The sequence below is a fragment of the Paenibacillus sp. B46(2026) genome (assembly GCF_056786355.1).
The window spans coordinates 3,309,506-3,334,739 of sequence record NZ_CM165907.1 but is presented as its reverse complement, the minus strand read 5'-3'; the positions used below and the strand labels follow the sequence as shown (position 1 = coordinate 3,334,739).

Sequence of the window (25,234 nt, the reverse complement as noted above, 5' to 3'; positions counted from 1 at the left end):
TGCTAGCAGAAAGACTTTGAACCTTCATTCTCTGTAGGATCAAAGTCTTTTCTCATCAGCCGCCTCTATCGTTCAAAATGAATCACATGTGTGTCCTCTCCCAATTATATATCGTCTGTTCGGTCTTCGCCATACCAGTAATAATAGTCGTCATGGAATAACATATGTCCACCATGGGCGTGGATCCGTTGACCACTGAGATCCTTCCAGATGGTACCATTGATTAATTGATTATTCTGCACTTGTTCCAAATATCTTCACCTCCCATAATCTTGGCGTGTACCAATTGTTGGGGTTGTTATGAAGTGTCGCATTTACCATATTAATTCGTACATATCTGGCAGTAGTGCTCGATAGAGTATCTGAGGTGAAACCGTAAGATGTGTTATTGGATCGATCCAATGCCACGGTCCAGTTTACATTATCCGTACTGGTCTCAATTTTGTATTTGTAAAATCCTTCGGAGCCTTTTTGCATCCACCAGGAGATTTGCACATTATTCAATTGCTGAACGGAGCCAAGGTCTACTTTCCACCCATGTGGCCAGGAACTGCCTGTGCCGACCCATTCGGTTTGATAGTTACCATCATTCGCATAACTTGCCGGGTTCGTTCCGGTAGCCGTTTGCGCTGTTGCAGGTTTACCTTGTGACAGCAGTTTTCCATTCTGAACGGGAATGACGACATCATCGCTTGTGTTATACAGGACTTGATCAAAATAATCATAAAATGCATAACCATCTGTGAACCAAACGGGAAGCAGTCGTTCCTCTGTTGTTCCATTTTGCGTACCTGCCCAGCCGAACATCCAGCGATAAGCAACCATAACGACGTTGTCACCCGTGTTTGGCTTCACCCGCATGACAGAACCCGACTGCGCCGAGAAGGTTGACGTGTTGCCAATCGTTCGTAATTCAGACCAATCTCCGTCTATGCTTGTTGCTGAAGAATACAAGGGTATACTCGGATACCAACCTGCCGCTTGAGAAGAGAACAAATAATAAATGCCATCTTTTTTGATCATCTTGGGCAGTTCCCTGTGTTGATTTTCATAGATAACAGAAACTTGATGATCCACATCCAGCCAATCGGAGGTTAACTTATATAAGATGGTGTCCGAATTATTATTCGCTGTAGAGATCAGATATGCTGAGTCATCATCATCTTTGAAAATGGAGATATCTCTGGACTCATTCCCTTCCGGCCGAAAGCTATTGTGAAATGTAAAGTCTTCTCCAGGCGTGGCCGAAGCCACAGATACTCTGGCAAGTGTGTAGTCTGTACTGTTTTCATAGTGAGCCCAAAAAACAAATTTGTTTGTAGGCGCATGGTACAGGATATTAATCCCCTCAAACTTAGAATTCGCCAGATCGGGATGATCCGTGTAGGAAAGGACCACTTTGTCGTTACCATAGGTGATATCATCCGTTGATGTCTGTTGAATCATTTCGCCAAAACCGCCTGATGGTTTTTGTACGAAATTGAATCTGTAGTAGGTATCCCCCACTTTAAGTTCATTCGGGAGCATGAGCGTTGATTGCGTTGTATTATCAAAAGTTGTGAGGTTTTCTGGAAGGCTGTAAGGAGTATATTCTGGTGAGACAGCGGAGGCAATTAAGGAAGTTCCGCCATATGCCTTCACTTGGTATTTGTACGTGCTACCTATGTTGAGGTCATAATCATCCGTCGTTGTGCCGGTTAAGGTCTGTGATAACGTATAAGGAGCATTGTTCTCGGATCTGTATAACTCGTATGCCGTGGCTCCCGATACAGGTGCCCAATGGATTTTGGCATTGGATACTTCGGATTCGTTCTTCAGCACAAACAGTGTTGCAGCAATATGGGTCTCTTCGCCAGCGGCAGCGTGAACGGTCTGAGCTGAGGACGTTAAATGAAGGGTTAACAACATCAATGCAATGGCGATAGCCATCCACGACTTACCTTTGATCATGTCTCATCATCTCCTTTTTTTAGAAGACCAACCTTCCTGTTGCCGGAAGGCTGATCCAGGTGAAACTCGACTTTATTTCAGATTCATCCGTGTCATTACATCCGTCTCGCTGGCTTGGTTGTACCATTCGTTAACTTCTTCGATAACGGTGTCTCCGCCTTTTTCATGCCACTGTTTAACAAAGGTATCAAATGCCTCAAGTGGCTCATTGCCATATATTATTTTGGTGAAAGTCTCTTGTTCCATGGTGGTCAACTGTTCCCACACATTTTGCATCGTCGGCGTTGGTGGACCGTTAAACTCATTGGGCAGTAAAACATCCCTGTTTTCATACGAAATCCGGTATCCGTCCTGGGTCGTTTGATCTTTTGAAGCGCTCTGAATGAGGACGCCTGTGTCGGGTTCGACACCGTTCGCCAGATCGTAGTACGATTTGCCGGGACCGTCAACACTCGGTGTATTTTTGGTAAATGCCATTTTTCCAACGCCTTGCATAGCCTCTAATGGCGTATTAAATTTCGTTGGATCGAAAGTGACTTCATCGTTAACGATATCGTAATCGTATCCTTGAGCGTAGCCGTATTTAAAATCTCCCGTGCTGAACGCCGCATCGTACATTTTATCGTAGTACAGGAAGAAGGCTTCCATGTTCTGAAAATCCTTGTTAAACATGAACACGCCATCGTTTAACTGTGCGGACTGATAGGTCTTATCACCGTTCACGCCTTGAATGGTCGAATAAGCACTAATTTTCGCACCGTCCACATTTTTCTCTACGTCCTTCACACTGTCATAAAGCCAAGGACGACCAATGATGATACCAGCTTTCCCCTCCGTAAAATCGGACAGTGCGTCCCAAGCCCCTTGGGTCGCCAATTCTTTGTTCAGAAACCCTTTTGCATACCAATCGCGTAACTTGGCAAGTGCCTCTTTGTTGCCATCAGCCACAGATCCATAGGTGAGTTTGCCGTTGTCGTTATGCCATTGCCTTGGAAGGTGCTTGCCCGTGTATGCGCTGAAAATCATGACCGGATCGCTGACCCAGCCCGTATTGTAGGAATCTTTACCCGAAAATGTAAAGCCATATGTGTCTTTTTTGCCGTTCCCATCCGGGTCCTCATTGGTGAACGCCGCGATGACTTGCTCAAACTCCTCAATCGTTGTTGGCGCTTTCAAATTCAATTGTTCCAGCCAGTCCTGGCGGATCAACATGACTTCGCCTTCCGTCAGATTCGGCGCGATTGCCATCCCGTACACCTTGCCCTCCCTAACCACTGGATTGAAGGTGGTCGGGTATTGTTTGTATATTTCTTTTAACCGGTCAGGCATGTAGGTTGAGATGTCTTCTGTAATCTCCTTGACCTGTCCTGAATCGATCAGATCATTGACCAGCATGGTGTCATAGACGGGCAGAACGTCTGGCAGTTTCTCTGAACCCGTCAGTGCCAGCCGCAGCTTGGTATTATATTGTGAAGCATCACCTCCCAGCAGGGTGGTTTGAATTTTAATACCCAGTTCTTGTTCGCCCCAACGGGTCAAGACATTGTCATTCAACGTCTCACCATTGATGTACTTTCCAGCATTTTCATCCTGTTGTTTGGCGATGGTAATCGTAAACGGCGGATCATATTTCCCATCCTTGAGCACCGATGCCGGTGCGGTCTCGGAAGCACTCTCCCCTTTGCTGCAGCCAGCTACAAGAATAGCCGACAGCATAACCATACTTACCATTTTCCATAAATCAGTTCTTTTCTTCATGAAACATTCCCCCTTCACTCAAGCTCAATTTGTTTTTCTATTCTTTGACGGCTCCTAGTACAATCCCCTTCACGAAATATCGTTGTAAAAAAGGATAGACCAAAATGATCGGCAGCGTACTGACAAAAATTTGGGCTGCCTTGATACTTTGCTCCGACATTGCTGCGACTTCAGATTGGCTCATCGCCATATTTTGCATATTGCTTTGCACGACAACCGTCTGTAGGAATGAAGCCAGCGGATACTTACTCGCATCCGACATGTACAAAATTCCGTCAAACCAGGAATTCCAGTGCCCCACCATAATGAACAAGGATACGGTCGCTATGCCAGGCAGAGATAATGGTAAATATATTTTGCTGAGAATTACGAAAAAGGAAGCTCCATCAATGAATGCTGCTTCTTCCAAAGCTTTTGGAATTGTTTTGAAAAAATTAACGAGAAGAATCAAATTATAAGCACCAAAAGCTCCCGGTAGCACAAGTGCCCATATGGTGTCCTTTAATCCAAGGGCTGTGATCAAAATGTAAGAAGGGATCAATCCCCCTGAGAAAAGCATGGTAAAGATAAAAAACCACATGAGCACGTTGCGTCCCCGGAATTCCTTGGACAGGGCATATCCTGCGCAGGTAAGGATAAACATGCTGATGGTCGTACCCAATACGGTTCGAGTGATGGATGTCAGCATGGCACCGTTGAAATTAGAATTGTTGAACGTTTTGATATAGGCATCCACATTGAACCCGACCGGCCAAAATGACACCATATTGCCGCTTATGGCTGCTTTACTGCTTAACGATTGCGCCAACAGATGAAGCAGTGGAAGAAAACACGCCAGACCAGCCAGTATCATGAACGCGTAATTAAAATAGGAGAATACTCTATAGCCTGTCGTCTTATGGTACATGATCCCTCTCCCTCCTTGTTAGAATATTTTGTAATTGGCGTATTTGTAGGCCAGCCTGTAAGAGACAACGATCAAGATCAAGCTGATCCCCGATTTGAACAGTCCTACAGCGGTGCCGAACCCGTATTGCCCGTTTAACAAAGATGAACGGTAGACATAGGTGTCAATGATATCTCCCGTACTGTAGACAAGCGGGTTGTACAGATTGAAGACTTGATCAAAGCCCGCGTCCAGAATATTGCCTAGACTTAGCGTAGAAATGACGATAATCATGGGCAACATGCTAGGCAAGGTGACGTATCGAATTTGCTGCCGGCGTGTGGCACCATCGATCTCAGCCGCTTCGTAATAGGAAGGATTAATTCCCGCAATGGTCGCCAGATAAACAATCATGCCGAAGCCAAAGCTCTTCCACACATCGCTGATCACAACCGTGAATCGAAACAGATCAGGGTCACCCAAGAAGTAAATGGGATCGTTGCCGAAAACCCTTGTTAAGATGTGGTTGATTCCTCCGTCTAATCCGAGAATGTCGATCATTAACCCCGCGACCGTGACCCAGGACAAGAAATGAGGCAGATACACCAGTGTCTGTACACTTTTCTTAATGCCCATGTTTCGAATCTCGCTCAGCAGAATAGCCATGACGATCGGAACGATAATACCAACGATAATTTTGGACACGGCGATAATTAGCGTATTAACGATCGCTTGTGTGGCTTCTTTGTACTGGAAAATTCGTTCGAAATTATCTAACCCGATCCACCTGGAACCTCCGATGCCTAGCCATGGTTTGTAGTCCTGAAATGCCATGAGCAAACCTACCATGGGGCCATAAGAAAAGATGCAGACAAACACAAATGCGGGAATACACAGTACATACAAAGGCCAGCTTTTCTTGAGTTCCTTTTTGAATGAAGTTCGCCGGGGAATCTTTGGTTGTGTTTTTTTTGCAGATCCGACGGGCACAGTCTCGTTAATGTTGCATACCTCCTCTATGTTGGCTCTTCGAAAGTAATCCTCGCAATTAAGCTTAACAAAAGCGCTTTCACTCCAAAATGCCAAAATTTCAAGATCATCACCCCACCCTGAAGCATTTTAAAACCGCTTTCATTTATCGGTGATGCTGCCCTTCCGCTTTTCGAAGGTTTGGCTTATATTAAAGTTAATCCGATCTGGAGTTTAAACTTCTACGTTTAGCGATATGAAAGGAAACACATATGATCCGAAAAATGTATATGAAGCGATTCATCTATTTTTTTGTTTTTTTTCTGCTGCTGACGTTAAGTTTGTTTTTCGTGATGAACCGATTGAGCTCCAAGACACTTGAAGAAAATCTGATTGGCGCTTCCAAAAACCAGCTTGATTATGTGAAAGGCATTCTGGACGGGATTATATACGAGGCTAACATGTACGGGGTTCAGTATGCGGCAGACAGTGATGTCCGGTTTTATCAGAGGCACGTTATTGAGCTGAGCAATTACGATTCCCAAATGAAGAAAAACGATATCGTTGATCGCCTGCGGCAAACGCTCCTATCCAGTCGATCCATTGAATCCATCGGTATTTACTGGAAGTCTGAAGAAACATTTCTATCCACGAACAATACACCGGAAGCGAGACTTCCGTTCAAGGATGTTCATCAACGGGGATGGCAAATCGTCGGTAACAGTTTGTATTACTTTGCCCTCTATCCTTACATCCAAAAATCTGGGGAAAATGAACCGACTCAGTACGTCGTTGGTGTAAAGCTGAATACGGATTATTTGAAAAGCCTGTTGAAAAAGGCCGTGAATAACGACAGCTCGAACGCTTTTTTTCTCTTTAACCCCCAGCAGTTATGGAGTGAAAAAGAAGTCGATAACTACCTTTTGAAAGCGGTTACCAAAATACTCTCACCCCAACCAGAAGTAACTTCCAAATATGATTATCATACCAATTCGGACGACTATTATGTTCTTTCCCGATATATTGAATCAATCGACGCCTACCTGATTACATATACACAGACAAATGATTTTCTGCAACCGATTGACCGCAATCGTAAAGTTTTCTTTGCCAGCATCTTAGCCGTTTTCACGCTTGGTCTGGTTGTGATCTTTACGTTTTACCGGAACTATTATCGTAATATCCGTTTGCTCGAGAGAAAGTTCTCACAGGTTGAGCAAGGCAATCACAACACACGTATTACCGAAAATACCGGGAAAGAGTTTTACAGTCTGTTCAGAAGTTTTAACCATATGGTTACCGAAATCCAGGATCTGTTCATGTCATTGAAGACTGAAACGGAACTAAGACGAAGTGCGGAACTTCAACAACTCCAAGCTCAGATTAATCCTCATTTCTTGTACAACAGTTTGTTTTTCATCATGTCAGTGGCCCAGTTTTCACCTGATTCTGTTATGCGCATGAGTAAACATTTAGCTGAGTACTATCGTTATTTAACCAAATTGGACCGGCATGAGGTCACGCTGGAAGGCGAACTCCAATTTGCGGAACATTTCCTGATTATTATGGCTCTCAGTAAAAAAATGGAGTACAGTATTGACCTGCCTTCAGAACTGGCCTCCCTTCCCCTCATGCCGCTGATGATCCAGCCAGTGGTTGAGAATGCGATTCAACATGGAATTGAAGGACAACAAGGTGCACATCGGGTGTCAATTGATGTACAACAAACAGATTCTGCGATAACGATCAAGGTATCCGATGATGGAAAAGGTCTTTCAATGGACGATATCCGTAGCCTGGAGTCTCGGCTTGAGAGCGATATCCCGCCTGAAGGAACAAGCGGTGTAGGGCTTTGGAATGTTAATCGACGTCTGAAAAATACGTACGGCGAACTTAGCGGGTTACATTTTACTACTAATGATTGGGGCGGCTTGTCCGTCCTGCTGCTCATCAGCATTCCCGAGGTGAAAGGAGATAGCTAATGCGATTATTAATTGTGGATGACGGACATTATGTCGTTGAATATATGAAGCACTTACTCGATTGGAACACATTTGGCATTGATCAGATCGAGACGATGACCAATTCGATTGAAGCCCGAGAGATGCTGACCCAAAACCATATCGATATTCTAATCACTGACATACGAATGCCTGAGGTCTCAGGTATTGATCTGCTTCAACATATCCACCAACATAGCTTGCCAACCAAAGTGATCATTCTCTCCGGCTATTCCGAGTTCGAATATGCGCAACAAGGAATTCGTTTAGGTGCGCTGGACTATCTGCTCAAACCTGTCGACAAAGATGATGTGGAGAAAGCCATGTCCAAAGCCATCAATAATATTACAAAGACACGGCCCGCTCAATCTTTCGCGTGGGAGAACTTCAATGGCTTGGGGTATCTGCTTTCGCTTCTTGGTCATAACGAGACATTAAGGAAGCAATATGATGCTTATACTGAATTTTTAGGGGAACGCCGTTTTTGCTGCTTCATGCTGGAGGATTTTACACAGGAACATGAGATTGTTATAAAACATGCTGTCGGAGACAAATTGGATCGTCTCTTGTGGGCTTCCGGAACACGACTGTTCGGTCTTGTTCCGGAAGAGGCTGCTGAAGAACTGACCATCAAACTGGAGCAATCGGTCGTGTCTCCTCCATTTTTGTTGACTAATCGAAACGTGACCCGACAGATGTTCTATAGGTTCTTTCATAATGAGGACGTATGCCCAGAAGACTTCATTGGCATATTCAACCATTCTCCATCATGCGTTGATTGGGAGTCCGCCGGAAATATCATTAAAAAACATGATCAAATCCATCTTCATAAGCAAAAAATAATCTTTCTCATGGAGACCATTCTATATGTATATCTGGCGGACAAGGATCGGGATGACTCTGAAACCGTGGATTGGATATTCAACCAGTTACGGTATCCTGATGAACTATCCTCAACTCTCATGGATCGGGTCAGTCGGATCAGAAACAACAAACAGATGTCCATTCAAACCATCGTTGACAAAGTGCAAACGTATATCGAAGACCATCTGTCCCATAGCCTTAGCCTGGATGAACTGGGGAAAGTTGCACATCTCCATCCTGTTTATTTTTCCAAACTGTTTAAACAAGAAACGGGCGAAAATGTGTCAAACTACATTTCCAGGAAGAGGTTGGAGAAAGCATCTCAACTGCTTCAAGATTCGGCACTTCGTGTAGCCGATATAGCGCAGATGGTCGGTTACCGAAAAAATCAATATTTTATCCAGTTGTTCAAAGTGGAATACGGGGTTACACCCTACCAGTACCGCAGAAATATGATCCATCAATGAATTCGGTTGAATATGTTACATAAATGATATGTCCAATGCAGTACCGAAAAAGCCCAACTTCCACTCTTCAGTTTAAAAAGTGAGTTGGGTCTTTTTAGTGCAATTAATATATAAAGAAACTTTCATGAATGACGTGACGATTTTTGTTTTATTTGTTTAGAACGCTGTGGAGGTGAGTTAATAAGCGTTTAACCTCAAGTAAGATCGATCATCTTATCAAAGCAATATGAATCTCTGTCATAGCCGTTATGCTCATAAAAAGCATGGGCGTTGGTTCGCTTCATTCCGCTACATAAAATAATACTTGATATTCCCCGTTCTTTAGCATAATTTTCAGTCTGTCTTAGTAGTTTTGTACCTATCCCTCTATTTTGCAGTTCCCTTTTAACAGCAAGAGCTTGAATATGTAGATAACCAATTGGAACTCCTACAGATAATGACTGTACAATAGTTACAAAACCGACCACATCATTATCTATCAATGCGACAAATGTTTTGTAATTCCCGTCCTTATTCATCTCTTCCATAGTTACTCGAAAGTTTGCATCATTAACATTAGGAATCCCAAGTACATCATTCCATAAAGAAACCACTTCAGCATAATCATCTGATATAATTTCTCGTATTTTAATATTCATACTAACCCCCTCAAGATAAAAAATGTAGGCGTGCCCGTGAACTTAAATCCTAAATTGAACTGAATGCAAACATGATTTCAGATTCACAAACCAGTTCATTGTTTACTGTGGCGAAACCTTTCCCTTTGACGATCTGTCCCTTGATGCGAGTTACCTCGAATGTAAGTAGAAGTTGGTCTCCAGGTTTTACTTGCCGTTTGAATCGACAATTATCAATAGCAGTCAATAAACCTATTTCATGATTATTACTCCCTCTTTTAGACATAACGATACCACCGACCTGTGCCAGCGCTTCAACAATCGCGACTCCAGGCATTACCGGATGGACGGGAAAATGACCAATGAAATAAGGCTCATTGATTGTCACATTTTTAATTCCGACAGCTTTCTTGCCCTCATTAATTTCCAAGATTTTATCAACCAAAAGAAATGGATATCTATGAGGAATTACCTCTTTTATTCTTTCAATATCAAACATGGATTGCCTCCTCCTTAGCTCAAAGTGTCTCAAGCAAATTTTGGGTCATATTTAATATTCGTGATCTAGTAACTAGATCCCTTTCCCAGAGGGCCCTACATCTAGGTAAAGGCTCCCCACTATAGAGGCTCTGTTAATTCTTTAAATCACACGCTCACCGGCACTCTCCCACTTTACCAACAACGAATTTTTCGCCATCACTTGTGATACGGTTCACCGGGTCATCACTGGAGTAATCAAGAACAAAGTAGACATGAGCGAATCATCTGGAAGTACAACGATGGGACTGGTTTTTCCGGCGTATCTTATTCGGACGCTCGCGCAATCCATGTTGCGAAGTATATCGATAAAAAACTTTCCATTTAGTGATATCACGAATTCTTCCCCACACTTCTCTAATAATGGAATTTCATTCTGAATATCTCCAACATCGGCTGTTTTGGACAATAGTTTTAATGTGTCTGCATTAGCTACTAGTCTAATCACTTGTGCACTAGCCATTACAGTTACACATTCAACTGCTTTCAACAAACATGCTGTATCAACTGCGATTTCACACAAATAAGATTTAGGGATTACATTCTTTATGGATGGAAACGTTCCTTCAATAAGAGCAGACTCCACTTTCATTCCAGTTGTCATGAATTTAACTCGATTATTACTCACTTCAATTTCAGTCGTGTCATCTGTTTTGTTTAATATTTTCGATAATTCATAGAGATTTTTCGCTGGAATTATAGCGTTCATACTGTTATTGGCAGCATCTTCTAAATGCAATGCACGGTATGCAAGCCGCACTCCGTCTGTAGCAATTAGGTTTAGACAATCATTACGGCATTCCAAGGAAACTCCTGTTAATATGGGGCTGGTTTCGGACGTTGATGCTACGATTGCTAGCTGTTTAATAGTCGAACGAAATAAGGCAGTATTCATGCGCAGTTTAGTAGAAGGGAATGCCTTTCCATCATCAAAGGAAGGGAATTCTGTAGGGTCCATTCCGCATAAACGTAATTGAGAATGACCTGATACAATCGAAAGAATCATTGACTCTTTAATCTCAAGTATAACTTTGTCATCATTAAATTTACGAATAATATCGTGAAAATAACGCGATGGTATAACGATAGCCCCTGTTCTATTTACAGTCACAGAAACACCATCTTGAGCAATCAAAGACTGTATCGTCATACTTGTATTACTTGCCCTAAAAGTAACGCCATCTGCACCTGCTTGAATATGTATTCCTTGAAGAATAGGTATTGAACTATTTGCTGCTACTGCCTTTATCACATATTGTATGGCATTCATAAGAGAATCTTTTGTTATCTCTACCAGCAAAGACCTCACCTACCTCGAATAAAAAAATTATTTTGTGTAGAAGGACTCAATGATATTACGTATAGCCTCCGAACGAGAATGTTTATGCTCTGTGCAATGGTTTTCGATTTTTCCCCACATGTCCTCTGTTAGAGTTAAAGATATTTTTTTAGTTACACCTATACTCTTTCTCCCGGAACCTTCCCGCAGACCACCTCTCGAAAAGACAAAACCTAACTGCCCTTCTTTATTAGAGACACCAACTTTGATCTTATTATTGTTCAATTAATAACTCTCCCGTATTTTGATTTAGGTAACTCAATTCAATTCGAACTTATACCCATCTTATCATGTCTCTATATAGATTTACAATATTTTAAAATCGAATGAAAGATGCCATTATAATCTTGCGGATTACGGATCACGTTGTTTAGAGTCTCTATTCCGTAACGTCCCCCCTATTCTTTCAGTTCTTTTTAAGTTTTTCCATAGATATGTATAATCTGTTCTTTTCTTTACTCTCTCTCATCCCCACAATTTTGGAGATTCAAGAACGTGCAGTCCACAAAAAAACGTAATGCAATAATTTCTTGGTCACTGTCCTCAAGCTTTTTCAGTGCCACTCCAATATCGATTCGAAAATCAACATACTTCGTAAATTCAAGGGAGATCGACTGTGTTTCATATTCTGCATAATCAGCAGTGGGGAAGGATACACCCTTTCGGTTCGGCGGATGATGGAGCCGGAGTGTGTGTTTGGACAAATCAAAAACAACCGGGGATACCGAAGAATCCTGCTTCACTGCTTGCCAAAAATAAGCCTGGAGTTCGGGTAACTTTGCCTTACCCATAATCTGCTTAAAAAAGCCGCAATGGCGGAAAACGCAAAAAGGACAACGCAGGATAAACCTCTGCTTTGTCCTTTTTTGAATGTAGGAGTGTTATTTCTTTTTGCCGATACGCTTTTTAAGAGCTTTTGAGATAGCTCCCTTAGGTTAGGAAAGTTGCTGGCCTCTCAACAAAGTCAAAAAGATATTAAATCAGAAATAGAAGCATCAATACGCTGCAATACCTCTTCAGACAAATGAAAATAAATGTTTTGTTCGTGATCTTCTACACGCTCTATCTGACTGTCTATTGCAAAAACATTATCCGCAAAACTTTTACATCCCATGGATGCTAACAATGGCTTTAACGCATAATCAATGGATAGTAAGTTAGAGATTGTTCCCCCGACAAAATAGGCGGCTATAATTTTATCTTTAAAACCTTTTTGTGGCAACAAATCTAAATAAGCCTTGAGCACACCTGTATACGTTGTTTTGTAAACCGGGCTTGCAATAATAATGCCTGCGGCTTCTTCAACTTTGGCATTTGCGCTTTGAATTGGCTTGCTATTAAAGTTTGAGTGCATTAAGTCCTCAGGCGGCAGTGAGTATACTTCAATTATAGATACCTCGCAACCACCCTGTTCCAACTTTTGCTTAGTATCGTTTACAATACCGTTTACACGAGATTTCTGATTTGGACTACCTGAAATGATGGTTATTTTCCTCATAAGCTAAACTCACTCAACTCGTTGGTTTTGAAAAGCGCTGCTGCACTTAATGTCATAATATGTTGTGGAGGTAATCCCATCAAAACCCTTCCGTACAACTCAAGCCCCGTAGATGCTGTAGTAAGTGCATGATTGGCCCCGCCTCTAATATCTCGGAAAATGTGAGACAAACGATTGGAGTCTGCAATGACGCCCCCTCCACTTTCTGCCATTAATATATCAACTGCTTCCCAACAAAGCATAGATGCATAAGTTATGTCTGTTTGCATTTGTGCATATTCCTTCAACGTGAATTGTTCTCCATGTTGGACGTGTTGCTCTAAATGATCAATAGCACGGCTAATATGAAGATGAGCGGAATCGACCTTCATAGCTGCAAGTCCTACTTTATACTGAATATGTCCAACTTCAGCTTGCGAAGTGTGCGTGGTCATCGTAATCGCTTTATTCGGTGCCTTTTCTACAAAATATTCAATAGCCCCTCTGGCAAGTCCAAGGACCGCACTTATTCCAGTTGTTATAGCAGTCGTAACCTGAATAAAAGGCTTATATCTGTCTCTTCCTCCTAATTCTGCTGGCAAGGCACTCACTTGATTCAAGTCCTGTGTTGTAACATACTTTTCTGGAATAAAAACATTTTTGATTTCCAGACTATTGCTTGCTGAGCCTTTTAAACTCATCGTATACCAATCGTCTACAATTGTAACTTCATTCATTGGAACCACAGCCAGCATCATGCCTGTACTTTTGTTTTGTTGCATAGACTTGGCGTCTAATAAATTTATGAATGCATGTGTTGCGTGTTTAGAACCTGAACCAAAACCCCAGAGACCTTCCTCTACCCAGTAACCACCTTCGACCTTTTGTACAACGGCCTTTCTGGCAGCCAGAACAGAGCAAAACCGTGTTTCCTCCTCCTGGCTAAAGATAGAATCTAAGACTTCATCAGGTAAAGATAATGATACATTATAGTTATTTCCGTTGATGATTTGGACCACCCATCCGACAGAACCATTTCCTTTTGCCACTTCAGAAATGATTTCGACCATTGCACGGATACTAACTTCATAACCTCCGTACTTTTTAAGGGTACCCAGCTTGAATAAGCCAGCATCCGATACTTTCTGGATAACCTCGTCCGGGATGTGTCGTTCTTCATCAATTTGTCTCGCAAACTTTTGCAGATAGGGAACTAAATTCGTAGCATTTTGAAGCAGTTGAAGTTCTGTTGTTGTAAGTTGATGTATTGCACTCAGATTTACCATGCAGGTCCCTCATTTCTACACATGTATATTAAATATCACTGTGTATAATACATAGTATGGTGTATAGTATTCTTCATCAACCGATAAAATGAGCAATCTGTCGAGAAACGATACAGAAAGAGGGAAATGTCTTGGAAATCAAACCGAAAATGGATCTTCGTGTTCAAAGAACCCACAAATTTCTCTATAATGCTTTATTAGAGTTAATGGGAAACCAGTCCTTTGAAAATATAACTGTGAAGCAGATCTGTGACTTGGCTATGGTACATCGAACTACGTTTTATACACATTTTAATGATAAATACGACTTACTTTCACATGCGCTGGGACAAATTGCTGAAGAAGAATTGGACTTTTCTGCGACTCCGCATTCACCGGCGGAAAGCCTAAAGGAAATTTTTTCTGCTGCAAGTAAGAATAAAAAATTATTCACCCAGCTTCTGACTGAAGAGAGAGATTCTTTAAGAAATTTGTTGCGACGAGAAATGAGGGCTGGCATACTTAAACATTTGACAGAGGATCTGTTGACTGAAGAAAACACCATGGATATTCAAATTAATATTGAGGCCTATACTGGAGCGATGATTGGGGTATTGAGTTGGTGGATTGAAAACAATATGCCTATTGATGAAGAAGATATATACAAAAGGTTAATTACAATGGAGATATTTCCAGAATGGAATTTCCTGAAAACTTCAACGAAATGAGATTACAGTCGAACTCCCTACTCGTTAATTTGCCGGCCAAGGATGTTTGAGAGGTCACTGAACCTGCTGGTGCATCGCTCATCTTTGTCCCGAAAAGGGATAGAAAAGTTACTTTTCCTTTCGCTTAAAAAACATCTTGCCAACAATAAGTCCCATACCAGATGAACATATCAGATATCCAAAGAACAAGAAAAGTAAATAAACACCATGAAGATCTTCAGGAATCTGTTTTAAGCCTTCAAACCAAGCAGAACGAACAGGATACAGGAGTGTTACCCAAATGATCAGCAAGATAAGAAGAAAATTTATTATTTTTAGCACAATAACGATCCTTTCAAGTCCCAGTGGAAACAGTCAGGGGTATAAGCTGTATCTTTCATGTCGTATACCTTGACACTGCCTGCACAATATTAGTTTGTTTATGTATTAACTTGATACGTTGAATCTATAAATTATTAAAAACTATAATAGGAAACATTAGGGACATTTATTATTCTTCAGTGAGTATAACAAATAAAGGTAATACAAGTACACAAAATTAATCATGATCTATCTCAAAGAACTTCTCTTTGCGTTTGTATCATGTCCTCCATTTGCTTTTTAAGTTATTTCCTCCCACATCTTCTATAGTAAAAAAGTCGCTAATTTAGCGACTTTCAATTTAAGCTCATTATAATGTAACAATGATTGGACCATTTTTAGTAAGGATAATCGTATGTTCGATTTGAGCTACATAGCTATTTTTGGTAGCAAAGGTCCAGCCGTCTCCTTTTTGGTAGACTTCTTCTTCTGAAGTTGAAATAAACGGCTCGAATGCGATAACCATACCTTCTTTTAACAATTCATCATCCGATGGATCATTATAATTATAGATGTGATCAGGTGCTTCGTGTATCGCACGTCCAACACCGTGTCCTGTAAGGTTTTTAATAACCGTTAATTCATGCTGTCTTGCTGTTTGGAATACGGCTTTTCCGATTCCGCTTTTTTTGGAACCCGGTTTTGCTTTCTTAAGGCCTGCTTCAAACGCTTGTTTAACAACGTCACATATTTTCGTTAACACTTCTTCGCCTTCTCCTACGACAAACGAGATTCCGGTATCTGCAAAATAACTGTTTTTGGAGCCAGACACATCAATATTCACGATATCGCCTTCTTGAATAACCCGCTCTCCCGGAATACCATGTGCTACTTCGTCGTTTACACTAATGCAAGTAAAGCCAGGAAAATTATATTCACTTTTTGGAGCAGAAACTGCACCTGCTTTCTCAAAAAGCGCTCCGGCTAGATCGTCCAGTTCTTTAGTTGTTATGCCTGGAACTGTTTTTTGTACCAATTCATCTCGAATAGAGCCAACGATTTTGCCAATTTCCTTCAAACCATTAAAGTCTTCTTCTGTTCTTGCGATCATTTTTTCTACCTCACTATCTTTTATCATCCATTGATTACATAAGTGTTATCTTTTCGCATAACTCAAGCAATGTAAAATCGAATACGTTGATGGAACATTAGATAATCATATCCAAAGCAGCAAAGCTTCGCAACTTTTTTATCAACATTGTGACTGTATTTTCTCTCTTATTCCTTCATATATTCTGTGCCGTAAGTAAGGTGGAGCAACTCGCAATGAATAAACACATGACTAAGATCAATTTAGAGGTTGTTGATACGAATCCATCAGCACAAAAATGCTTAGAGGGCACGCTTAGTGTAAATGGATAACGAAGTGAGGAAACCACTCGTTCATGTATAAGAATGATTTTCTTTTACATGGATAAATGTGGTTTTCAATATGTTAAAACCATTCACCAGTTCTGCCTTGAATTTATTGTGGTAATCAGGGGGATATGCGCGCAGGTAACCAGACAGAGTCCATTGAAACAGAAAAAACGAAGGTAACAGCCTTCGTTTTAAACGCTTTTGCTGGTCCACCAAGTGTTGTTAGCATCATAGGTACGCCTGCTAAACCTGCTTTAATCGCACTTGCCGGAGGTCCTCCAACTGCACGCCATATCGGCGTTTTTCCATGTAATGGTTGAGGAATGATTTCGGCATGATGTAGTGGTGCCCGAAATTCCCCTTGCCATGTAATACGCTCTTCTTCATTAATTTTCAACAGTAAATCCAATTTCTCTTCGAATAATTCTTCATAATTACGTACATCAAAACCTAATAAATCATATGCACCCAGACATGAGCCCCGCCCTGCTACAATTTCTGCACGTCCATTGGATATCAGATCAAGCGTTGCAAAATCTTCATATACACGGACCGGGTCGGAAGTACTCAGCACTGTTGCCGAACTGGCAATTTTAATTGTTTTGGTTGCTTGGGCAATTGCTCCAAGAATCACGGTATGTGCCTGGGTTGCAAATAACGGCTGATGACTCTCCCCTACTGCGAATATATCAAGCCCTGCTTCTTCAGCCAGCTTGGCAGTTTCGATTAATTCGTTAATCCGCTGCTGTGCAGAGATCCGATGGCCTGTCAAAGGATTACTTAAATGATCTCCTATGGAATAGAGACCGATCTCCATACCTTTTTCTTGTTGAATACGATATTGTTCCATCTCTGTCTGTCCTTCCATATGAGTTCCATTGAGCCCTAGACATCATAAATCGGACTCAGCTCAATTCATGATTTGGTATGACTCGGGCCTAATCCGATTTTCTTGAGAAGATTAGTTAACTGTATTTTTTCTTCATTGGTAATATAGGAAAGATTCTTAGAAATCACCTCAACGTGTTGAGGGAAGATCTCTTTAAATAAGTCTTGACCTTTATCCGTAATGACTACATTTGATGATCGGCGGTCTGTTGGACTTGGTTCCCGTTTTACTAATTCTTTCTTTTCAAGCTTATCTACTACATATGTGATACTCCCACTAGGGATAGAAAATTTTTCACTTATATTTTGAACCGTGTGTGGTCCCTTATTATAGAGAAGTTCCAAAACCATAAAGTTCTCGTTACTAATGCCGTAACTTTCTATATCTTTTGTAACATCATCAAAGACCGTTTTACTTGCTTTTATCCACACACGGAAAAGTCTTAAATCAATCTGACTTTGTTCATCTCCTTGAAACATGTAGCGGACCTCCTAATTAGATGACTGCAAGAAAAGTCATCATTGGTTATCTTGGTTTATTGTATAAAGGATACGCAACTTCTGTAGGAACTTCAATGAGTACAATTCTAAGGTCTTGATCTACAGCTTTTATGATGATTCTCTCTTCTTCCTTGGATTGAGTGATAATAAAGTCCTTATGTGAGAAATGAGTGGGTTCCACTGTATCTAAAGCAAGAGTTCCATCCCCTCTAATAGCTAAACTAGCCAATGTACGGTTCACGGAAAGGTTATGCGTGTATACCTTTCCTTGTGGAATAAATACATCCCACATTTGGGCATCTGTCACGATTTGCATGGGAGAATCGTTTCCTAAAACTTTTTTAATTTTCACACCGTCTAAATCTACTACCGAAAACTGATTAGAATCGTATTGTGAATAAATAGGTGTACGTTTAACCGCTTGGCTTAGATGTGGTTCAAACCAAATCTGAAAGGCTTCAGCAGGTTCCTTCAAAGCCTCGCCATGGTACACACCAGAGCCTGTTTGCATCAGTTGGGTTCCCCCTTCTTCTACAACACTTTCCGTACCCAGTGTATCCTGATGATATGCCTTACCTTTGATGACATAGGTGATGATTTCGAAACCTTTATGTGGATGCAAACCGATTTCTGCAGGTTCCTGAGAGTGAGCCCAAGCCCAGTAAAATAAGGGACCTAGACGAGTAATGATGGATCCTTCTCCAGAAAAACCAATAGGTTTTTGTTCTTGTATTTTACCGCCATCGAACTGACCACTCGCTTGATCTCTAGGTTTAATAATTTGGATTCCCATTATAATCTCTCCTTAGATTAACTCACCACTCACACAAACAAAGACCCGTAATTGATTAACAATACAACTAATCCCAGAATTAATAAAATGATCGGCATGAGCATTTGTTTTAATTGATCCTTAATTTTAATGTGAGTAAGGATGGCACCGATCATCGTTACAACGATGACTAAACCACCCCAAGCAGCTAAATTCTCACTCCAAATACCTGCAATAACTAAACCTGCTGCAATGACTTCGATCAGTCCTGTAAACACTCGAAACGCTCCGGGATATCCATAATGCTTAAATCCCTCCACCATCTGCTTGGACCCAAACTTCATAAACCCAAACATAAGGAACCCTAACCCCAATATGACTTGCAGAACAATGGATAGAACACTCATAAATTCAATCTCCTCTTTACCCTATTATTATTTATCCTAACGTTAGTGTAAATATATCCTAACATTAGACTATATGAGTGTCAATTAAAAAGTTGATTTACCTTCTTGCATAGTGTCCGCTTGAATCTTGAATGCAATCTATCATATGAACACAATTTGGACACCAGTAACCTTAGGGAATTTGAAGTTGCAACATCGCTGGGATCTTGCTCCAATGACTAGATCGCGTGCACTTTATGATGGTACGCCTGGAACACATAGTGCAGAGTATTATGAACAACGCGCTTCAATGGGTCTACTCATTAGTGAAGGAACTCGCCATCCGAGGATGGAATCGCGCTAGATCTGCCATCGAGGTAGCAAAAGCTGTAGCTGAGGAAATTGGAGCAAGTCGCACTGCTAAACTTAAGTTAGCCTATCTTCATGTTCTGCATGGTGGGGATAGCCGCGGCTATACTGATTATCCAACGATGAAATAAAATTAAGGTGAAAAGTGATGAACAACTTTGAAGAAAAACACAAACCAGACTCTAATACATCTCATGTAGAAAAAGAAATGCAAGTCATCCAGCAATTCCCCATTAACTTTGCAGTTTTTTCCATGGCGAGATCACATCGTGGTTTAGCTGCGCACTTGTTGCGTGAAGTTGGACTATTTACTGGTCAAGAAATTATGTTAATGCAATTAGGAGAGCAAGATGGACAATCGCAGCAGAGTCTCGGACGGACGATGCGCTTGGACCATTCAACGATTGCCAAATCCGTTCGGCGCTTAGAAGAATCTGGCCTGGTCACTCGCTCTAAATCGCTCAGAGATGGGCGCGTCACGCTAGTTACACTGACTGAAAATGGCCGACAACTCGTTGACGAGGCTGTTGGGGGTTATTCTAAACTCCATATACAAAACTTACATAAAACAACTTCATTGGGCGATACTACCTAGAAATATATTCTCCGGTTTGGAGTGAAGGCCAATGAAGCAATCCACATCTCAGATCAATACCTCCGAGGTTATTATCGTGGTTATCAATTCAATACTTGGAGCTGGCATTTTAACACTCCCTCGAACCATCAGTAAAGCAGTGGGAACACCGGATGTATGGATTTCCGTCATTCTGTCAGGGTTGATCGTAACTGCAATCAGCCTGCTTCTTGTAACCTTGTGTCGCAGATTCCCCGGTAAAACGGTATTCGAATTTATACCTGAGATCACAGGTCAATGGATTTCTTATCTGTTGGGACTATTAATTATCGTATATTTTGTTGTTCTTTGTTCATTCGAAGTCAGAGTCATGGCCGAAATTACAAGTATGTACATTCTTGAGCGCACGCCTACTTGGGTCACCATTATGGTCAGTTTGTGGATTGGTATTTATATGATAACGGGTGGTCTTAAAGTCATCATCCGGGTCTTTTCAATTGTAGTGCCCGTTACTCTGGTGTTGCTCGCACTGGTTTTCCTTTTAAGCACTAAAATGTTTGAAATCAATAATCTCAGACCGCTCCTAGGCGATGGATTCATGCCTGTGTTGAAAGGACTCAAGCCTTCGTGTCTTTCCTATTCCGGATATGAAGTTTTACTTATCATCACAGCTTACATGACAGATGTAAAGGCAAGCAATAAGGCTGCTATATATAGCATACTTGTATGTACGATTATATATTTGGTCACGATTGTCACCGTGGTGGGGAATTTATCTTTGCCAGGAATTCAAACGCGGATGTGGCCAACATTTGACATGGTTCGAAGTTTTGAAATTGAGGGATTTCTCTTTGAACGCTATGAATCGTTGTTCATCGTATTTTGGCTGATGCAAATATTTGCAACCTATGCTTTTAAACACTATTTTGCGGCGATCGGTATTCGAGATTTGTTTCGTCTCAAGAATATTACCAATATACAATTCGCGATGTTGCCGGTCTTGTATGTCATTGCTTACTTGCCTAAAAACCTGGAGGAAACGTTAGCTTTGGGTGATTTTCTTGGCAATATGTCCATTTTCTTATTTGGCCTGTTGCCACTGCTGCTGCTCATCATTAGTTTCATTCGTAAAAAAGGCGGGAAGCAGTCTTCTAGTGAAGCACTAAAGCCAAGCTGAATGTTTGGTTCTTATTGTATGTGCTCAGGAGAACCTTTCGTTCTCCTGGCTTCATAAGCATAAAATTAGTCTCAGCTTAAACTTGTTTCATTAGTAAATAGAAATGTGACCCTCGAACATCAAATTTTCGAAATTTGACTAGCTGTCGCTTCATCCGTAATGAGCATATTAATATATCCCCCCCGCAGAGCAGCCAGAATACAGTCGATTTTATGCAGACCAAAGGCCATACCCACCACCGTCTTTGTCTTCTTTAACTGCTCAAGTCCAAGGCCAATCACTTTATGATTAATGGGATGATCTGTGATCGTGCCTTCACGAGTGATAAATACGGAATTAATATCCGCAACCGTATTCAATGCTTCTAATTCAGCTAACACTTGCTCATTCAGATATCCGGATCGTTCCATCGTTGACATGGAATACGGGTTGCCGATCCCTACCAGAGCGAGATTGATATTCTCCCCCTCTTTAAGAACCGCCGAAATATTAGACATGCCGATAATTTGCTCTCTTAGTTCTTCTGTCTCAACGACTGCGGGGGCATACAACGTATCGCAGGTCACACCCATTTTTTTGGATAACTCATAGGCGATCTGGTTAGAGTGCATTTCATTTCGTGAATTCCCTGTTCCACCAACCAGTGGAATGATTTTGACATTTTCTTTTTTCTCCAAAGGGAACTCTCGCACCATATTATAGAGCGTATTGCCCCATGAGACACCGACACGGTCGCCGTTTTTGATCAGTTTTTGAACAAATTGGGCGGCTGCCTTGCCTACTGCACTCGACAACAACTCTTTATTCAAATCCTTCGTTGGAACAACCAGTACCTGTTTGAGGTTAAATAAGTCTTCCAGTTTTTTCTCCAATTTTGAGGTTTCGTAATCATCATCATGAATGACAATCTCAATAATGCCCTCTTCCTTCGCACGCTGCAGCATCTTGGAGATGACCGGTCTGGATACACCAAGCTTCTCGGCAATCTTCTCCTGTGTCCAGGACTCATAATAATACATCTTACAGACTCTGATCATATTTTTGCGTTCATCTATATTCACATATAAGTCCGCCTTTGACGTTTAAATTTCCCTTCTTACACATTTCCCACTATAAAATGGGATTCGCGGCGGAGTCAAGCCAGGATAACTTTGCCAAAAGCAGTTTTACAAAAGATTGACACTCGGTTGACACGTGAGTAATAAACCCTTTTTACAATTGTAACTGTACGGAACATTTGTAAAGAGTCGCAGATCAAGACAGACAGAGGTGCACAAGATGAATGTGAAGATATTAGGTTACTGGGGAGGATATCCCGCCGCTGGCGGAGCAACTGCGGGATACCTTGTAACCACAGACGAAGGCCAAATTTTGTTGGACTGTGGTAGCGGCGTTATGAGTAAGCTCCCCTCCGAGACATGCGTTGAAGATCTGTCCGGTGTTATTTTGTCTCACTTACACCATGATCATATCGCGGATCTGGGAGTCCTCCAATATGCTGCAGCGGGTGCCATTCGCAATGGTCGCATGTTGAATAAACTGAAACTGTATGCTCCGGATAATCCAGTGGAGATTCTCAATGGTCTATATGGTGAACATACCGAGGTCATCCCGATTGATCCTTCAGTCAAGATTCGACTGGCAGGCGCAGAGATTGAATTCGTACACGTACAGCATACCATTACATGTTATGCCGTTAAGATCACATATAAAGGCAAGGTGCTGGTGTATTCCGGTGACACCTCCTACTGTGATTCCCTGATTGAACTTGCTCGTGATGCAGACATCTTTCTATGTGAGGCTACGATCTGTGAAGGCAGTGTTCACACGACCGGGCAAGGTCATATGAATGCACTTCAAGCTGGCATGATTGCTGGTCAGGCTAACGTCAAGCAGCTTGTCCTTGTTCATCTTCCCGGAGATGGCGATCTGGAGTATATGCGGGATGAAGCCAGTCGCTCGTTCCAAGGGCCTGTGGATATACCCGAACCACTTCGTATGTATGTTGTGTAAGTTAACCCATCCGGGAGGAATATGTTCATGTACAGATTGTTAGCCCTTGATCTGGACGGTACGATGCTCAATCCAGACAAATTGATAACACCTATGACACGAAGCTCCATTCAACAATTAATCTCAGCGGAGGTGAATGTCACGATTGCCTCTGGACGATTTCCCGCTTCCGTATGGTCACACGCGCAGGAAGTCTCCATGAATTTCCCGCTGGTAGCCTTAAACGGTGCCGTAACGGTAGATCCCGTGACTGGACAACTGCTTGATGGCGTTGCGCTCAAAACAGAAGATATGCTGTTCATGTTGGATGTCATCCAGCAAGAAGGTGCCTACATCCATTTCTATGGATACAATGTCCTCTACGTTCAAGAGATTAATGATATCAATAGGAACTGGGCCATCAACAATAGGGTCAACAGACCGGAATTGGATTCTTTCGAAGAACGTGATGAACTTGATACTAAAGAGGCTGATCTCATTCGCTTCGTTGAAGTCGGAAAGGATTTCAGAACCTTTGTAAACCACATGCCAGGCGCGCTGTTCAAAGCAGCCGTGATCTGTACAGACCATGACTCACGCGAGAAACTTTTTCGTATCCTTGATGAATCAGGGTTGTTCCAATGTACACGGACCGGACGTTTGCGATTTGATGTTAATTCCGTCGGAGTCAGTAAACGTGGAGCACTGGAGCGATTGTGTCATGCACATCATATCGAACGTACGCAGGTAGCTGCAGCCGGGGATTATGATAATGATCTGGACATGCTGCAATGGGCAGGATTAGGAATCGCCATGGGAAATGCAGAGCCTCATGTGAAGGAAATCGCCAATGTTGTTACTGGCAGTAACACTGAAGATGGTGTTGCGCAGGCTATTCATACTTTCTTACTCTAATCTATCAGCTAGACACCAAAGGAGAGATTATCGTGATTCCATTCAAAAAGTCGTTACTACTGCCCCTTCTGGCAGGCATGATTGTATTCAGCGGTTGTTCTGCACAGGGACAAGCCACCACAGATCAAGATAGTTCAGGTGGAGCTTCAAGCACAGTCTCGGGCAAGCTGTCCTTCTATACTTCCCAGCCTGAAGAAGATGCAGGCAAGCTGGTAAAGGCATTTAACGAAAAATATCCAGATGTTCAAGTCAGCATCTTCCGTTCCGGAACCGAGGAAGTCACTGCCAAACTTCAGGCAGAGCGCCAAGCCGGTAAAACTCAGGCGGATGTACTCCTGCTGGCCGATGCAGTTACCTTTGAAAATCTGAAAAAGGATGATCTGCTCCAAGCTTACAAGTCGCCAGAACTAAGTGAGATTCCGACGGATCTTGTTGATCCGGATGGTATGTACGCCGGTACGAAAGTTATGGCGACGGTACTCGCTACCAACACCCAAAAGGTTACTACCCAACCGACATCCTGGCAAGTGCTGACTCTGCCAGAGAGCAAGGACGCAAGTATTATGCCGAGTCCCTTATATTCTGGTGCAGCAGCATACAACATCGGTGTGTTTAGCCGTACAGATGGATTCGGATGGGATTTCCTTCAGGAGACGAAGATGAACGGCATGTCCGTAATTAAAGGAAACGGTGCGGTTATGAAGGCTGTTGCCAGCGGTGAAAAATCATATGGCGTCGTTGTGGATTACCTCGTTGCGCGTGAAAAAGCGAAAGGTTCTCCGGTTGAACTGATCTATCCGCAAGAAGGTGTTCCTATCATTACTGAACCGATCGGGATCATGAAAGAAGCTGCCAATGTGCCTGCTTCTCAAGCCTTTGTAGATTTCATTCTCTCTGAAGAGGGCCAGAAGCTGTCTGCCGAGATCGGTTACTCCCCTATTCGTGAAGGTATTGCCCCACCTGAAGGATTGAAAGGTGTATCAGAAATGAAGATTTTGCCTGGCGATGCGGCCAAACTTGCAGCGGATCGTGAAACAGATAAACAGCAATTCATTAATGTGTTTGGCGAGTAAGGATTGGAGCT

26 protein-coding genes and 1 pseudogene are annotated in these 25,234 nt (G+C 42.1%); 9 read left to right on the top strand and 18 right to left on the bottom strand.

What is annotated here, in order from left to right; translation table 11 throughout:
* Nucleotides 1–104: 104 nt before the first annotated feature.
* The 5 genes from AC1S8V_RS15100 to AC1S8V_RS15080 all read right to left on the bottom strand — a co-directional run bounded on the left by AC1S8V_RS15100 (nucleotide 105) and on the right by AC1S8V_RS15080 (nucleotide 5,428).
* On the bottom strand, nucleotides 105–251 hold the full coding sequence (locus AC1S8V_RS15100) for a hypothetical protein (protein ID WP_482074285.1): 147 nt from the start codon (nucleotides 249–251) through the stop codon (nucleotides 105–107).
* Nucleotides 232–1,950, bottom strand: a complete 1,719-nt coding sequence (locus AC1S8V_RS15095) for a discoidin domain-containing protein (RefSeq protein WP_482074284.1) — start codon at nucleotides 1,948–1,950, stop codon at nucleotides 232–234. The genes AC1S8V_RS15100 and AC1S8V_RS15095 overlap by 20 nt, the downstream gene beginning before the upstream one ends.
* A 72-nt stretch (nucleotides 1,951–2,022) precedes the next feature.
* Entirely contained in the window at nucleotides 2,023–3,708 is a 1,686-nt protein-coding gene (locus tag AC1S8V_RS15090; RefSeq protein ID WP_482074283.1) for a type 2 periplasmic-binding domain-containing protein, read from the bottom strand.
* A 37-nt stretch (nucleotides 3,709–3,745) separates the two neighbouring features.
* Nucleotides 3,746–4,615, bottom strand: coding sequence for a carbohydrate ABC transporter permease (locus tag AC1S8V_RS15085; RefSeq protein ID WP_047843039.1), 870 nt, complete (start codon nucleotides 4,613–4,615; stop codon nucleotides 3,746–3,748).
* A gap of 18 nt (nucleotides 4,616–4,633) precedes the next feature.
* Nucleotides 4,634–5,428 (bottom strand): ABC transporter permease, encoded by a 795-nt coding sequence (locus tag AC1S8V_RS15080; protein ID WP_482074282.1) that lies wholly within the window; start codon nucleotides 5,426–5,428, stop codon nucleotides 4,634–4,636.
* Between the two features lie 425 nt (nucleotides 5,429–5,853).
* Between AC1S8V_RS15080 and AC1S8V_RS15075 the strand changes: the two genes are divergently transcribed.
* Together AC1S8V_RS15075 and AC1S8V_RS15070 are read left to right on the top strand one after the other, a co-directional pair.
* Entirely contained in the window at nucleotides 5,854–7,545 is a 1,692-nt protein-coding gene (locus AC1S8V_RS15075) for a sensor histidine kinase (protein ID WP_482074281.1), read from the top strand.
* Nucleotides 7,545–8,894 (top strand): response regulator, encoded by a 1,350-nt coding sequence (locus tag AC1S8V_RS15070; RefSeq protein WP_482074280.1) that lies wholly within the window; start codon nucleotides 7,545–7,547, stop codon nucleotides 8,892–8,894. Before AC1S8V_RS15075 ends, AC1S8V_RS15070 begins: the two co-directional genes overlap by 1 nt.
* A gap of 194 nt (nucleotides 8,895–9,088) precedes the next feature.
* Here the strand turns inward: AC1S8V_RS15070 and AC1S8V_RS15065 are convergent, their stop codons facing one another.
* The 7 genes from AC1S8V_RS15065 to AC1S8V_RS15035 form a co-directional block, all read right to left on the bottom strand.
* Entirely contained in the window at nucleotides 9,089–9,532 is a 444-nt protein-coding gene (locus AC1S8V_RS15065) for a GNAT family N-acetyltransferase (RefSeq protein WP_482074279.1), read from the bottom strand.
* Nucleotides 9,533–9,581: 49 nt separating this feature from the next.
* Nucleotides 9,582–10,010: a 3-hydroxyacyl-ACP dehydratase FabZ gene (fabZ, locus tag AC1S8V_RS15060; RefSeq protein WP_482074278.1), complete on the bottom strand. Its 429-nt coding sequence runs from the start codon at nucleotides 10,008–10,010 to the stop codon at nucleotides 9,582–9,584.
* 213 nt (nucleotides 10,011–10,223) lie between these two features.
* Nucleotides 10,224–11,348: a DNA polymerase III subunit beta gene (gene dnaN / locus AC1S8V_RS15055; RefSeq protein ID WP_482074277.1), complete on the bottom strand. Its 1,125-nt coding sequence runs from the start codon at nucleotides 11,346–11,348 to the stop codon at nucleotides 10,224–10,226.
* A gap of 27 nt (nucleotides 11,349–11,375) precedes the next feature.
* A complete protein-coding gene (locus tag AC1S8V_RS15050) occupies nucleotides 11,376–11,612 on the bottom strand; it encodes a ribbon-helix-helix domain-containing protein (protein ID WP_482074276.1) in 237 nt (78 codons plus the stop codon).
* Between the two features lie 230 nt (nucleotides 11,613–11,842).
* On the bottom strand, nucleotides 11,843–12,178 hold the full coding sequence (locus AC1S8V_RS15045; RefSeq protein WP_482074628.1) for a hypothetical protein: 336 nt from the start codon (nucleotides 12,176–12,178) through the stop codon (nucleotides 11,843–11,845).
* Nucleotides 12,179–12,351: 173 nt separating this feature from the next.
* Complete coding sequence (ssuE, locus tag AC1S8V_RS15040; protein ID WP_482074275.1) at nucleotides 12,352–12,885, bottom strand: NADPH-dependent FMN reductase; 534 nt, start codon at nucleotides 12,883–12,885, stop codon at nucleotides 12,352–12,354.
* On the bottom strand, nucleotides 12,882–14,150 hold the full coding sequence (locus AC1S8V_RS15035) for an acyl-CoA dehydrogenase family protein (RefSeq protein ID WP_482074274.1): 1,269 nt from the start codon (nucleotides 14,148–14,150) through the stop codon (nucleotides 12,882–12,884). The genes ssuE and AC1S8V_RS15035 overlap by 4 nt, the downstream gene beginning before the upstream one ends.
* A 131-nt stretch (nucleotides 14,151–14,281) precedes the next feature.
* On the opposite strand from AC1S8V_RS15035, the gene AC1S8V_RS15030 reads away from it, so the two are divergent.
* Nucleotides 14,282–14,857: a TetR/AcrR family transcriptional regulator gene (locus tag AC1S8V_RS15030; RefSeq protein WP_482074273.1), complete on the top strand. Its 576-nt coding sequence runs from the start codon at nucleotides 14,282–14,284 to the stop codon at nucleotides 14,855–14,857.
* Between the two features lie 670 nt (nucleotides 14,858–15,527).
* On the opposite strand, the gene map is transcribed toward AC1S8V_RS15030, so the two are convergent.
* The 5 genes and pseudogenes from map to AC1S8V_RS15005 form a co-directional block, all read right to left on the bottom strand.
* A complete protein-coding gene (gene map / locus AC1S8V_RS15025) occupies nucleotides 15,528–16,268 on the bottom strand; it encodes a type I methionyl aminopeptidase (protein ID WP_482074488.1) in 741 nt (246 codons plus the stop codon).
* A 498-nt stretch (nucleotides 16,269–16,766) separates the two neighbouring features.
* Nucleotides 16,767–17,426: pseudogene (locus AC1S8V_RS15020) on the bottom strand (LLM class flavin-dependent oxidoreductase); the annotation flags it as partial.
* A gap of 65 nt (nucleotides 17,427–17,491) precedes the next feature.
* The gene (locus AC1S8V_RS15015; protein ID WP_482074272.1) at nucleotides 17,492–17,944 is read right to left on the bottom strand and encodes a MarR family winged helix-turn-helix transcriptional regulator; all 453 of its coding nucleotides are present in this window, start codon (nucleotides 17,942–17,944) and stop codon (nucleotides 17,492–17,494) included.
* A gap of 46 nt (nucleotides 17,945–17,990) precedes the next feature.
* On the bottom strand, nucleotides 17,991–18,758 hold the full coding sequence (locus tag AC1S8V_RS15010; RefSeq protein ID WP_482074271.1) for a pirin family protein: 768 nt from the start codon (nucleotides 18,756–18,758) through the stop codon (nucleotides 17,991–17,993).
* A gap of 29 nt (nucleotides 18,759–18,787) precedes the next feature.
* Nucleotides 18,788–19,144, bottom strand: a complete 357-nt coding sequence (locus AC1S8V_RS15005) for a DoxX family protein (protein WP_482074270.1) — start codon at nucleotides 19,142–19,144, stop codon at nucleotides 18,788–18,790.
* Between the two features lie 145 nt (nucleotides 19,145–19,289).
* Here AC1S8V_RS15005 and AC1S8V_RS15000 point away from each other — a divergent pair, with 145 nt between their 5' ends.
* The 3 genes from AC1S8V_RS15000 to AC1S8V_RS14990 all read left to right on the top strand — a co-directional run bounded on the left by AC1S8V_RS15000 (nucleotide 19,290) and on the right by AC1S8V_RS14990 (nucleotide 21,243).
* Nucleotides 19,290–19,487, top strand: coding sequence for an oxidoreductase (locus tag AC1S8V_RS15000; protein ID WP_482074269.1), 198 nt, complete (start codon nucleotides 19,290–19,292; stop codon nucleotides 19,485–19,487).
* Between the two features lie 153 nt (nucleotides 19,488–19,640).
* Complete coding sequence (locus AC1S8V_RS14995; protein ID WP_482074268.1) at nucleotides 19,641–20,087, top strand: MarR family winged helix-turn-helix transcriptional regulator; 447 nt, start codon at nucleotides 19,641–19,643, stop codon at nucleotides 20,085–20,087.
* 31 nt (nucleotides 20,088–20,118) lie between these two features.
* Complete coding sequence (locus AC1S8V_RS14990) at nucleotides 20,119–21,243, top strand: GerAB/ArcD/ProY family transporter (protein WP_482074267.1); 1,125 nt, start codon at nucleotides 20,119–20,121, stop codon at nucleotides 21,241–21,243.
* A 119-nt stretch (nucleotides 21,244–21,362) separates the two neighbouring features.
* Here the strand turns inward: AC1S8V_RS14990 and AC1S8V_RS14985 are convergent, their stop codons facing one another.
* Entirely contained in the window at nucleotides 21,363–22,304 is a 942-nt protein-coding gene (locus tag AC1S8V_RS14985) for a sugar-binding transcriptional regulator (protein ID WP_482074266.1), read from the bottom strand.
* 217 nt (nucleotides 22,305–22,521) lie between these two features.
* Here AC1S8V_RS14985 and AC1S8V_RS14980 point away from each other — a divergent pair, with 217 nt between their 5' ends.
* The 3 genes from AC1S8V_RS14980 to AC1S8V_RS14970 are packed head-to-tail and all read left to right on the top strand — an operon-like array spanning nucleotide 22,522 to nucleotide 25,223.
* Nucleotides 22,522–23,256 (top strand): MBL fold metallo-hydrolase, encoded by a 735-nt coding sequence (locus AC1S8V_RS14980; RefSeq protein WP_482074265.1) that lies wholly within the window; start codon nucleotides 22,522–22,524, stop codon nucleotides 23,254–23,256.
* A 27-nt stretch (nucleotides 23,257–23,283) separates the two neighbouring features.
* Entirely contained in the window at nucleotides 23,284–24,150 is an 867-nt protein-coding gene (locus AC1S8V_RS14975; RefSeq protein ID WP_482074264.1) for a Cof-type HAD-IIB family hydrolase, read from the top strand.
* 32 nt (nucleotides 24,151–24,182) lie between these two features.
* Complete coding sequence (locus AC1S8V_RS14970; protein WP_488656670.1) at nucleotides 24,183–25,223, top strand: ABC transporter substrate-binding protein; 1,041 nt, start codon at nucleotides 24,183–24,185, stop codon at nucleotides 25,221–25,223.
* Nucleotides 25,224–25,234: the final 11 nt, after the last annotated feature.